Raw genomic sequence first — 11643 nt, 5'->3', positions numbered from 1 at the left:
AGATGACGCCCGATTACGACATCGCGTTAACCGTTAACCAACTGTCGCTGTGGTACGGTGAACGCCAGGCGCTGAACAATATCGATCTGTACATCCCGAAAAACCGCATCACAGCGCTGATTGGTCCGTCCGGTTGTGGCAAGTCAACGCTGCTGCGCTGCTTTAATCGCATGAACGATGTGATTGATCGCTGCCGCATTGAAGGTGAAATTCTGCTCGATCAGCATGCGGTGATGCAGGCGAATCAGGATCTGCCTGCGTTGCGTCGCCGGATTGGCATGGTATTTCAGCGCCCGAATCCATTCCCGAAATCGATCTACGAGAACGTGGTGTACGGTTTGCGGCTGCAAGGGGTGCGCGATCGTCGCGTGCTGAACGAAGCTTGTGAACGTGCACTGCGTGCAGCGGCACTGTGGAGTGAAGTGAAAGATCAGCTGGCACAGAATGCGTTGACGCTCTCCAGCGGTCAGCAGCAGCGTCTGGTGATTGCGCGTGCCATTGCCATTGAGCCGGAAGTATTGCTGCTGGATGAGCCGACGTCGGCGCTCGATCCGATTTCCACGCTAGTGATCGAAGAGTTGATGACCACGTTAAAGCAGCATTTCACGCTGGTGCTGGTGACGCACAACATGCAGCAGGCGGCGCGCGTGTCAGATTACACGGCGTTTATGCATAACGGACAACTGGTGGAGTTTGATGAAACCGACCGCATCTTCACCTCGCCAAAAGCGCGCAAAACCGAAGATTACATTACGGGTAGATTTGGTTAAGGGATAGGCAACGTGCGCTACGTTTTCAGGGCGTAGAAAGGCAACAGGTTTTAGCAGCCCCAGGCGCTGACATCAGCCAGTGACTGGGGTGAATTAAGCGGGGCAACGTGTCTGCAAGCGGCTGAATAAGGTGAAAATCAGTCGTGTGCGTAACCCTGAGGTGGCAACGGTTGCCCATCCAGCCAGGCTTTTCCATCACGCATCTGCAAGCGTCCATCGACAAACCAGCCGATCACCAGCGGATAAATCGCATGCTCCTGATGCTGTACACGTGAGGTGATCTCTTCTTCATCATCTTCAGCAAATACCGGAACGCGCGCCTGCAAAATCACCGGTCCGCCATCCAGTTCGTCAGTAACAAAGTGCACCGACGTGCCGTGTTCCTCATCACCATTCTCTAGCGCCTGACGATGGGTATGCAGTCCGGGATATTTCGGCAGCAGCGACGGATGGATGTTCACCAACCGGTCGTGATAATGCGCGACAAACGCCTGACTGAGAATGCGCATGTAACCGGCCAGCACCACCAAATCCGGCGCATAGGCATCGATTTCCTGCATCAGTTGGCGGTCAAACGCATCGCGGTCGGCAAAGTCACTGGCGGCGAGACTATGGCCCGGCACGCTGGCTTCCTGCGCACGCGTCAAACCAAATGCCGAGGCTTTATTACTGAAAACGGCAGCGACGCTGCCGTTAATACGCCCGCTTGCGCAGGCGTCGAGGATGGACTGAAGATTGCTTCCGTTACCGGAGATCAGTACAACCAGTTTTTTCATGGATTAATAACCACTCGCTCTTCTGAGTCAGAGGCTTTAATCACACCGATTTTCCACGCCTGTTCGCCAGCGTCGGTCATCAGCTGTACCGCTTTATCGGCATCGGCCGGGCTCAGCGCGATGATCATGCCCACGCCGCAGTTAAAGGTACGATACATTTCATGACGGCTGACGTTACCGGCCTGCTGTAACCAGCTGAACACGGACGGCCACTGCCAGCTCTTCTCGTCAATCACCGCCTGAGTATTGTCTGGCAACACGCGTGGGATGTTCTCCCAGAAGCCGCCACCGGTCAGGTGAGAAATCGCGTGCACATCCACCTGCTCGATCAGGCTAAGGATGTTTTTCACGTAGATACGAGTCGGTGCCAGCAGGTGATCGGCCAGTGGTTTGCCATCCAGCTGTTTGGTTTCTGGATCAGTCTGGCTGACTTCCAGAATCTTACGCACCAGCGAATAACCGTTCGAATGCGGGCCGCTTGAACCCAGCGCGATCAGCACGTCGCCGTCCTGCACTTTCGAACCATCAATAATTTCTGATTTTTCCACCACGCCGACGCAGAAACCGGCCACGTCGTAGTCTTCACCGTGGTACATGCCTGGCATCTCAGCGGTTTCACCGCCGACCAGCGCACAACCTGACTGCAGGCAACCTTCAGCGATACCGGTGATCACCGCTGAAGCGGTATCCACGTCCAGTTTGCCGGTTGCGTAGTAGTCGAGGAAGAACAGCGGCTCAGCGCCTTGTACAATCAGGTCGTTCACACACATCGCAACCAGATCGATGCCGATGCTGTCATGACGTTTGAGATCCATCGCCAGACGCAGCTTGGTGCCGACGCCATCGGTTCCGGAGACCAGCACAGGCTCGCGGTATTTCTGCGGCAGCGCACAGAGCGCGCCAAAGCCACCCAGCCCACCCATCACTTCCGGGCGGCGAGTTTTCTTTACTACGCCTTTAATACGGTCAACCAGATCGTTACCAGCATCGATATCAACACCGGCGTCTTTGTAGCTGAGAGAGGTTTTGTCGGTCACTGCGGAATCCCCACGCGAATTGCGGTTGGTGGCAAAAATTAAGCGCGCTAATTCTATCAGCGCAGGCAAACGTTTGCGAGTGCCATCTCACGCCGCTTTGCACAGTGCTGATTTTTCGCCAATCCTTAAGATCACGCTAATCGCGCTAAGCCATTGACCAATGACAAGTGGCGCAGCGGCAAAAAGGCGGTATAATCCGGCGATTTTTTTTAGCTCAACTCAATTCCGGGAGAACAATCATGAAGATCGTGGAAGTCAAACACCCGCTGGTCAAACATAAACTGGGCCTGATGCGTGAGCATGATATCAGCACCAAACGCTTCCGCGAGCTGGCCTCAGAAGTCGGCAGCCTGCTGACTTATGAAGCCACTGCCGATCTGGTCACGGAGCGCGTCACCATCGAAGGCTGGAACGGCCCGGTCGACGTCGATCAAATCAAAGGCAAAAAAATCACCGTGGTGCCGATTCTGCGTGCGGGCCTTGGCATGATGGAAGGTGTGCTGGAGCACGTGCCAAGCGCGCGCATCAGTGTCGTCGGTGTCTATCGTGATGAAGAGACGCTGGAGCCGGTGCCGTACTTCCAGAAACTGGTGTCCAATATCGAAGAGCGTTTAGCACTGGTCGTTGACCCGATGCTGGCAACCGGTGGTTCGATGATCGCCACTATCGACCTGCTGAAAAAAGCGGGCTGCAACAGCATCAAAGTGCTGGTGTTGGTGGCAGCACCAGAAGGGATTGCGGCGCTGGAGAAAGCGCATCCGGACGTTGAGCTCTACACCGCGTCAATCGATCAGGGATTGAACGAGAAGGGCTATATCATTCCAGGTCTCGGCGATGCCGGCGATAAGATCTTCGGAACGAAATAAAGAAAGCATCCAGCCGGCCAGAGAGTCGGCTTTTTTTTGGCAAAAACACAACAACTCAAGTAATGCCCTTTAGTTCAGTGCCGCATAAACACCAGCACCTTTGGTAGCGGCGCGATTTATCGCGCTCTTTTTCCCGACATGGCACTTAGCGTGTTGGAATATTGCGTAATGAATTGCGCGGCTCCCTGATGGCGCGGCCTGAACAAACAGCATTCATAACGACTAATGGGGATAGAGAGATAATGACAAGACGCGCGATCGGGGTAGACGAACGTCCACCGCTGCTGCAAACCATTCCACTCAGCTTACAACACCTGTTCGCCATGTTTGGCGCCACGGTGCTGGTGCCGATTCTGTTCCACATCAACCCGGCCACCGTATTGCTGTTTAACGGCGTTGGTACGCTGCTGTATCTGTTTATCTGTAAAGGAAAAATCCCGGCGTATCTGGGTTCGAGCTTTGCCTTTATTTCACCGGTGCTGCTGCTGTTGCCGCTGGGTTATGAAGTGGCGCTGGGCGGCTTTATTCTTTGCGGTTTCCTGTTCTGTGTAGTGGCGCTGATCGTCAAAAAAGCCGGTACCGGCTGGCTGGATGTGATGTTCCCACCGGCCGCGATGGGCGCAATCGTTGCGGTGATCGGTCTGGAACTGGCGGGCGTGGCAGCCAATATGGCCGGTCTGTTGCCAGCCGATGGCACCTCGCCAGACAGCAAAACCATCATCATTTCGATGGTGACACTGGCGGTCACGGTGTTTGGTTCGGTGCTGTTCCGCGGTTTCCTCGCCATTATCCCGATTCTGATCGGCGTACTGGCTGGCTACGCGCTCTCCTCCTTTATGGGCATCGTAAACTGGCAATCGGTGGCTGATGCGCCGTGGTTTGCACTGCCAACCTTCTACACGCCGCGCTTCGAATGGGCCGCGATGTTGACCATCCTGCCTGCGGCGCTGGTGGTGATCGCTGAGCACGTTGGCCACTTAGTCGTTACCGCCAATATCGTGAAAAAAGATCTGATTCGCGATCCCGGCCTGCATCGCTCGATGTTTGCTAACGGCTTGTCCACCATGATCTCCGGTTTCTTCGGTTCCACGCCAAACACCACTTACGGTGAGAACATCGGCGTGATGGCAATTACCCGCGTATACAGCACCTGGGTGATTGGCGGGGCGGCGATCTTCGCGATTCTGCTCTCTTGCGTAGGTAAACTGGCGGCCGCAATTCAGGCGATCCCGGTGCCGGTCATGGGGGGCGTTTCTCTGCTGTTGTACGGAGTGATCGGGGCTTCCGGTATTCGCGTATTGATTGAATCTAAAGTGGATTACAACAAAGCGCAGAATCTGATCCTGACCTCGGTGATCCTGATCATCGGCGTCAGCGGCGCGAAAGTGCATATCGGCGCTGCAGAACTGAAAGGCATGGCGCTGGCCACCATCGTTGGCGTCGCATTGGCACTGATTTTCCGCGTAATCAATCTGTTACGGCCCGAGGAAGTGGTACTGGATGCCGAAGAAAAGCGCGAAAGTTAATGCGCTTTGCCGGGCAGGGAAGCCTGGTTCATCTCTTGCAAGGATCGTGATAAACTTGCGCCGTTTTCTGCCTGCTCATCCGTTGAGGTACTTCTGAACACGCCGGCACAGCTTTCACTGCCACTCTATTTACCCGATGATGAAACCTTTGCCAGTTTCTGGCCGGGGGAAAATCCGTCTCTGTTGGCGGCGCTGCAAGGCGCACTCTCTCAGCAACACGGCAGCTATCTCTATTTTTGGTCACGTGAAGGCGGCGGCCGAAGTCACTTACTGCATGCAGCCTGTGCTGAGATGTCGGCCCGTGGTGAAGCGGTGGGATATGTTCCGCTCGATAAACGCACCTGGTTTGTGCCGGAAGTGTTGGACGGCATGGAGAACCTGGCACTGGTCTGCATTGATAATATCGAATGCATTGCCGGTGATGCCGAGTGGGAGATGGCGATCTTCGATCTCTATAACCGTATTCTGGAAATCGGCAAAACGCGTTTGCTGATCACCGGCGATCGTCCACCGCGTCAGCTCAATCTTGGCCTGCCGGACTTAGCTTCCCGTCTCGACTGGGGACAAATCTATCGTTTGCAGCCATTGTCAGATGAAGACAAACTCCAGGCGATGCAAATGCGAGCAGGGCTGCGTGGTTTTGAGTTACCGGAAGATGTCGGGCGCTTCCTGCTGAAACGCCTCGACCGCGAAATGCGCACGCTGTTTGATACGCTTGATCGGTTAGATCGCGCCTCTATTAGCGCACAGCGCAAGCTCACCATTCCTTTTGTCAAAGAAGCGCTGGGGCTTTAAACAATCTCCAGCACCGCTTCCGGTGGACGGCCAATTCGTGCCTGATCACCGTTGATCACGATGGGGCGTTCGATCAGTTTCGGATGCTCAACCATCGCCTGCAGCAGTTGATCTTCACTCAACTGGCTGTCTGCCAGATTTAACTCTTTATAAAGATCTTCTTTGCGGCGCATCAGATCGCGCGCACTACTCATGCCTAACTGTTGCAGCAGTTTTTTTAGCGCCTGCACGTCAGGCGGTGTTTCAAGATACAGCACCACATCAGTTTCAATGCCTTTATCCTGCAACAGCGCCAGGGTTTCGCGGCTCTTGCTGCAACGCGGGTTGTGATAAATGCTCACCATTATTTTTATCCTTTCTGATACTGACGGAACCGCTTTTGCAGTTCGCGGAACTGATCGATGCGAGCATCGTAACGTGCCTGTTTCAGGCTGCCGAGCGGCACCTGGGCGCTGGCACTGCTCAGGGTGGTGATCGCCTGATCGAGCTGGCCATTGAGTGCTAATCCTTCCGCTCGTGCCGACAACTCCTCATCCCGTAATCCTTGTGCTGCCGAGGCTTGTGCCAGTAAATCCCAGGCATTGACGTCATCGGGATGGGCAAAGGTATAACGATTGAGGATGCGCGTGGCGTTAGCGGGCTGTTTCGCCTCGACATAAGCGTTAGCGAGGTTGAGCTGCAGCACCGGATTGGTGCTGCTTCCTTTGGCACTGGTTAGCATGTTGATCGCCTGCTGCGGCTGGTTCAGACCGATGTCGATATCCGTCATGATATCCAGCAACCAGACGTTATCCGGCTGTTTCGCCAGCATCGGGGTGATGATTTTTTTCGCACTGTCGAAGCTTTTCGCCTGCAGGAACTGCACCGCTTTACCGTATTGCGATGCCATTTGCTCACGTGAGTTGCCTTTGGCGTATTCATTTAACAGCTCATCGGTCAGCTGATTACGGCCAGTAGCGTACATACCCAACGAGCGCACTTTCGCCATGTAGAAGCCTTCCGATGACTGCACCACCACCGGGCGCATCTGGTTGGCACGGTTACGCGCATCGGCCAAACGGCTATCCGGTAAGGGGTGCGTCAGTAAAATTTCCGGTGGTTTGGAGGAGAAGCGGCTTTGATCGGCGAGCTTCTGCAGGAAAGCTGGCATCGCCTGCGGATCGAAACCTGCACGTTGCAGCACCTGAATCCCGATGCGGTCAGCCTCTTGCTCATTGGCCTGAGTGAAGCTGATCATACCCTGTTGCGTACCCGCCAACGTACCGGTTAACGCCGCCATCCCGGCTTGTGGGCTGGCAATGGCGAGCAGAATCGACCCCAACGCGCCCACCCAGGTGAGTGGCGCATTACGCTTCTGCTCTTCCATCGCACGTGCCAGATGGCGTTGAGTGACGTGAGAAATTTCGTGCGCCATCACCGACGCCAGTTGGCTTTCATTGTCGGTGTAGCGGAACAATGATGAATGCAGCACTACGTTGCCGCCGAAAAAGGCGAAAGCGTTCAGTTCGTCATTCTGAATGAGAAAGAAGTGAAACGGCGTGCGCACCGAATTGGCATGCGCCACCAGGCGCTGCCCTAACTCATTGATGTATTGATTTAATAGCGGATCGTTAATCAGCGGCGCACTGGCGCGCAGTTGGCGCACGTAGAAGTCGCCAATTTGTAATTCCTGATTAATGGATAGCGTTGAACCCGCTGTGGTTCCCATATCGGGCAGATTATCACTCACGTCCGCGTGCACGGAGAGTGCGGGCGTCAGCAGCAGCGTAGGAATAAGGGCCGCCAGCACTGATTTTTTCAACCGGTTAAACATGCCTTGATCCTGTAAAAGTCACCTGCAATTGGACAGGTAAGTCGTTCAAATGTTCTGCGCGTACTTTCCTTTGACGCAGCGCTTCTATCTTAACCAGCGCGTGGTAACAAGCAAATGAAGAAGCGACACAGACTTAAAATGAAAAAATGGCTACAGCGGGCGCTGATTGCAGCAAAAAATTGAATAGTCCGCCACGACCAGGTTAGCGCTTTTACAGGTTCAGAAGTTAAAGTTACGTAAAGTTGCTCAAAATAATTGAATCTGGCATGAAATTTTCCAGGTTTACTCTGAAAAACAAACGTCAAAACAGTGAACTGGCCTGTTTTATCCATCAGTGATTTTAATGGTGATTTTTTATAGGGTCGCCGAAATTTTAGTTAAGTATGGTCATATTTTCAGCTCCCCTGGCTTGATAAAAACTAAATAGCTGACAGTCGATTCAAGCCAGTTATTTTTTTAGGCATCTCTTCAGCTCAATCGAAAGCATTATTCAATTAGCCTGACTAATTATTATTTCCGCAATGAAAATCCCGGATAGGCCAAAACTACAGGACTTTTGCCCTGCTCACGCTGTGATATAGATAAGGCACTTTATTCAAACGGACTGTGAATTAGCGCAGTGCATGCCGGAGAGTTATTATGCGTTCTGTTGTCTCTTACGCCCTGATTGCGATCGTGGGTGGGTTTGTTGGCGCCACCGTCAGCAAAAGTGATGATATTTATCAGCGAGTGGTGAGCCATTTTTCTGCCGAGCCAACCGATCCTGAAGGTTTCTGGAGCACGCCTGCTGTCGATGGTTACGGCAAAATCCATTACGAATCTGATGCCGCCTTTAAACCGGTAGTCGGGCTGAGCAACAAAGTGGTGTTTCAAATCACCAAAAGCGAAGGGGACATGAAGCGGCCTAATCTTGGGCTGGAGCGCGTCGCCCGCGTAGTTAACCTCTACATCGCATCAGGCGTGCCTGCCGATCAGCTGCACTTTGTTGTCTCTGTGACCGGTGATGCCACGCCTGCCATGCTGGATAACGCGCATTTCCAGCAATTTTATAAAGCTGACAACCCCAATCTGGCGCTGATCGGCGAACTCAACAAATTAGGCGTCAAAGTGTCGGTGTGCGATCAGTCAGTGGCGTTCCATCACTTCCCGAAAGAGTGGATCGATCAATCGGTTATTCATGCGTTGTCCAGTCCGACCACGGTGTCGACGCTGGAAAATCAGGGTTATGCCTTCCTGCAAATGTAATTGGGCTTAGGGTCTTCTATCGAGGAGAAGTGAAATGCGTCCAGCGTCCTATATTGTTATCGCCGCACTGGCGGGTTTCGTGGGCGGTAATGTGTTACAGCTTCCAGAGCTGGTGGATAAGGTCAGCAGCAAGTTTGCTGACAACAAAAGCGAGCCAGCGGACTTCTGGAGCACGCCAGCCATCGCGGGCTACGGCAAAATCCATTTTGTGAATACGCCGGATTACAATCCCGCGAATACGCCAGGCCTGAGCAATAAGGTCGTTTTTCAGATCAACCGCACGGAAGGGGATGTCCGTCAACCTAACCTCGGACTGGAACGCGTGGCGCGTGTCACCAACCTTTATTACGCTGCCGGAGTGCCGCTAAATCAGCTGAATTTCGTGGTGTCAATCAACAGCGATGCCGTGCCTGCCGCGCTGAATAACGAACAATTCCGCAAAGCTTACGGCACAGATAACCCGAACCTGAAATTGATCGATGAGTTGAAGCAGGCGGGAGTGAAGGTCACGATCTGCGATCAATCGGTGGCGTTCCATCAGCTACAGCGTGACTGGATCGATACGCGCGTCACTCATACGCTCTCCAGTGGCACCACAGTTGCCTCGCTGCAAAACGAAGGTTACGCCTTCCTGATGTTGTAATTCCTGCCTGACAGCAGTTCGCGCTGCTGTCATTTTTTCGTCATCTCCCCGCGATGTTGCTGTCACAGTTCGCCGCTACTTTAAGCGCCAATGAGATCGATCTCATTGCTCATTCACGAGGCGAACATGTCCGATTTAATCAGTGTGGCAAAGCTGGCTGGCGTTTCTCGCGCTACCGCCGCACGCGCATTTTCTGATCCCCATCTGTTGCGGCCTGACACGCTGGAAAAGGTGTTGGCGGCATCAGAGCAACTCGGATTTCGCCCCAATCACATTGCACGTCAGCTGCGTACGCAAAGTTCTACCACGCTGGGTGTGCTGTTGCCTTCACTGCTCAACCCGATCTTCTCACGCCAGTTACAGGCGATGGAACGTCAGGCGCGTGCGGCTGGATACGGTTTGCTGGTGGCAACCAGTGATTATCAGCCAGAGCGTGAAGCGGCGATCGTCGAACACATGCTGCGCCAGCGCGTGGCGGGCCTGGTGCTGACCGTGGCCGATGCGGATAACAGCGCGGTTCTGACCACGCTGCATGAAGCCAGCATGCCGTTTGTCCTGGCGCACAACGTGCCTCAGCAGAGTCACTGGCCAGCGATTTGCGTGGATAACCAGCAGGCGATGCGGGAAGCCACCGAACATTTGCTAAGTCTGGGCCATCGTCATATCGGCATGGTCACCGGGCCGATGCTGCAATCGGATCGCGCTCGCCTGCGTTATCAGGGCTACTGCGATGCGATGCAGGCCGCAGGGCTGAATGCGCTGCCGGTGATTGAAATGGCCAGCCATACCCATTCTGATTTCGCGCTGCTGCAACCGCAGTTGCAGGGCGCAGCACCTCTGACAGCGGTGATTTGTACAAATGATTTGCTTGCCATCAGCCTGATTGGTGCCGCGGCGCGTGCCGGTGTACGCATCCCGCAGCAACTTTCGGTGATGGGTTTTGACGGCATCGATATTGGCGAGCAGATTGCGCCGTCACTGGCGAGCGTCTCTCAGCCAGCCGACATGCTCGGTGCCTGTGCCATCGATATGTTGTTACAACAAGCCAGCCGCGGCACCCGCGTACTGGCCCACCGGTTGCGGAGCGGTGAAAGCATCGCCGCACCCGCCACCGTTTTGACTGCCTCCACCAGGGAACCATAACCACCATGAAATTCCATAAAAAAATGAAAATTCTTGCAGGAGCGATCGCGCTGACCGCCGGTTCGCTGTTCAGTATGATGACGCAGGCCGCCGAAACCGCGATCTGCTACAACTGTCCGCCCGAATGGGCTGACTGGGGTACACAGCTCAAAGCCATTGCCAAAGACACCGGCATCACCGTGCCACAAGACAACAAAAACTCCGGCCAGGCGCTGGCGCAAATGGTGGCGGAGAAGGGCAATCCGGTGGCAGATGTGGTGTATTACGGCGTCAGTTTCGGCATCCAGGCCGACAGCGCGGGCGTCATCACCGATTATAAACCGCAGCACTGGGACGACATCCCTGCCGGAATGAAAGATCCGAATGGCAAATGGGTCGCGCTGCACTCGGGCACCATGGGCTTTATGGTCAACGTGGATGCACTCGGTGGCGCGCCAGTGCCGCAATCCTGGGATGACCTGCTGAAACCTGAGTACAAAGGGATGGTGGGCTACCTTGATCCGGCCAGTGCCTTTGTCGGTTATGTGGCTGCTGTGGCCGTTAACCAGGCGAAAGGCGGCAACATGCAGGACTTCACGCCAGCGCTGAACTGGTTCAGGAAACTGCAGGCCAACCAGCCAATCGTACCGAAGCAGACGGCCTATGCGCGTCTGATTTCCGGCGAAATCCCGATTCTGCTCGACTACGACTTCAACGCCTATCGCGCCAAATATAAAGATCACGCCAACGTTGCGTTTGTGATCCCGAAAGAGGGCACGGTGACGGTTCCTTACGTCATCAGTCTGGTGAAGAACGCGCCACACGAAGCTAATGGCAAGAAAGTGATCGACTATGTGCTGTCGGACAAAGGTCAGGCGATTTGGGCCAATGCCTTCCTGCGCCCGGTGCGTACTTCTGCAATGTCACCCGAAGCGAAGAAATTCTTCCTGCCGGATAGCGATTATGCACGCGCCCAAACGGTCGACTATCAGCAGATGGCCGATGCGCAGAAAGCGTTCTCTGCTAAGTACCTGAGCGAGATTCACTAAT

General features: G+C 54.3%; 12 protein-coding genes. 8 read left to right on the top strand and 4 right to left on the bottom strand.

Features of this window, described 5'->3' with window-relative positions; translation table 11 throughout:
* Positions 1–2 precede the first annotated feature (2 nt).
* A complete protein-coding gene (gene pstB / locus JK231_RS07680) occupies positions 3–770 on the top strand; it encodes a phosphate ABC transporter ATP-binding protein PstB (RefSeq protein WP_211728303.1) in 768 nt (255 codons plus the stop codon).
* Positions 771–907: 137 nt separating this feature from the next.
* On the opposite strand, the gene purN is transcribed toward pstB, so the two are convergent.
* Entirely contained in the window at positions 908–1546 is a 639-nt protein-coding gene (gene purN / locus JK231_RS07675) for a phosphoribosylglycinamide formyltransferase (protein WP_160834301.1), read from the bottom strand.
* A complete protein-coding gene (gene purM / locus JK231_RS07670) occupies positions 1543–2583 on the bottom strand; it encodes a phosphoribosylformylglycinamidine cyclo-ligase (RefSeq protein WP_034825969.1) in 1041 nt (346 codons plus the stop codon). The genes purN and purM overlap by 4 nt, the downstream gene beginning before the upstream one ends.
* A 239-nt stretch (positions 2584–2822) precedes the next feature.
* On the opposite strand from purM, the gene upp reads away from it, so the two are divergent.
* The 3 genes from upp to hda all read left to right on the top strand — a co-directional run bounded on the left by upp (position 2823) and on the right by hda (position 5770).
* Complete coding sequence (upp, locus tag JK231_RS07665; RefSeq protein WP_211728302.1) at positions 2823–3449, top strand: uracil phosphoribosyltransferase; 627 nt, start codon at positions 2823–2825, stop codon at positions 3447–3449.
* A 242-nt stretch (positions 3450–3691) separates the two neighbouring features.
* On the top strand, positions 3692–4975 hold the full coding sequence (uraA, locus tag JK231_RS07660; RefSeq protein WP_038645460.1) for a uracil permease: 1284 nt from the start codon (positions 3692–3694) through the stop codon (positions 4973–4975).
* Between the two features lie 93 nt (positions 4976–5068).
* A complete protein-coding gene (hda, locus tag JK231_RS07655) occupies positions 5069–5770 on the top strand; it encodes a DnaA inactivator Hda (RefSeq protein ID WP_202403671.1) in 702 nt (233 codons plus the stop codon).
* Here the strand turns inward: hda and arsC are convergent.
* The gene (arsC, locus tag JK231_RS07650) at positions 5767–6114 is read right to left on the bottom strand and encodes an arsenate reductase (glutaredoxin) (RefSeq protein ID WP_058959115.1); all 348 of its coding nucleotides are present in this window, start codon (positions 6112–6114) and stop codon (positions 5767–5769) included. The genes hda and arsC overlap by 4 nt on opposite strands.
* A gap of 5 nt (positions 6115–6119) precedes the next feature.
* Entirely contained in the window at positions 6120–7583 is a 1464-nt protein-coding gene (locus JK231_RS07645; RefSeq protein ID WP_097118589.1) for a M48 family metallopeptidase, read from the bottom strand.
* 639 nt (positions 7584–8222) lie between these two features.
* On the opposite strand from JK231_RS07645, the gene JK231_RS07640 reads away from it, so the two are divergent.
* The 4 genes from JK231_RS07640 (at position 8223) to JK231_RS07625 (ending at position 11642) form a co-directional block, all read left to right on the top strand.
* Positions 8223–8828, top strand: coding sequence for a DsrE family protein (locus JK231_RS07640; RefSeq protein WP_058959113.1), 606 nt, complete (start codon positions 8223–8225; stop codon positions 8826–8828).
* Positions 8829–8862: 34 nt separating this feature from the next.
* The gene (locus JK231_RS07635) at positions 8863–9471 is read left to right on the top strand and encodes a DsrE family protein (RefSeq protein ID WP_058959112.1); all 609 of its coding nucleotides are present in this window, start codon (positions 8863–8865) and stop codon (positions 9469–9471) included.
* A 126-nt stretch (positions 9472–9597) separates the two neighbouring features.
* Positions 9598–10614 carry a substrate-binding domain-containing protein gene (locus JK231_RS07630; RefSeq protein ID WP_211728301.1) on the top strand — a complete coding sequence of 339 codons (1017 nt, stop codon included), beginning with the start codon at positions 9598–9600 and terminating at the stop codon, positions 10612–10614.
* 23 nt (positions 10615–10637) lie between these two features.
* Entirely contained in the window at positions 10638–11642 is a 1005-nt protein-coding gene (locus tag JK231_RS07625; RefSeq protein ID WP_249221656.1) for an ABC transporter substrate-binding protein, read from the top strand.
* Position 11643 lies beyond the last annotated feature (1 nt).

The organism is Pantoea sp. JGM49 (assembly GCF_018257655.1).
Lineage (GTDB): Bacteria > Pseudomonadota > Gammaproteobacteria > Enterobacterales > Enterobacteriaceae > Pantoea > Pantoea communis.
Note: the sequence above shows the minus strand (reverse complement) of the source record. Positions and strands in the feature narration are given on the sequence as shown.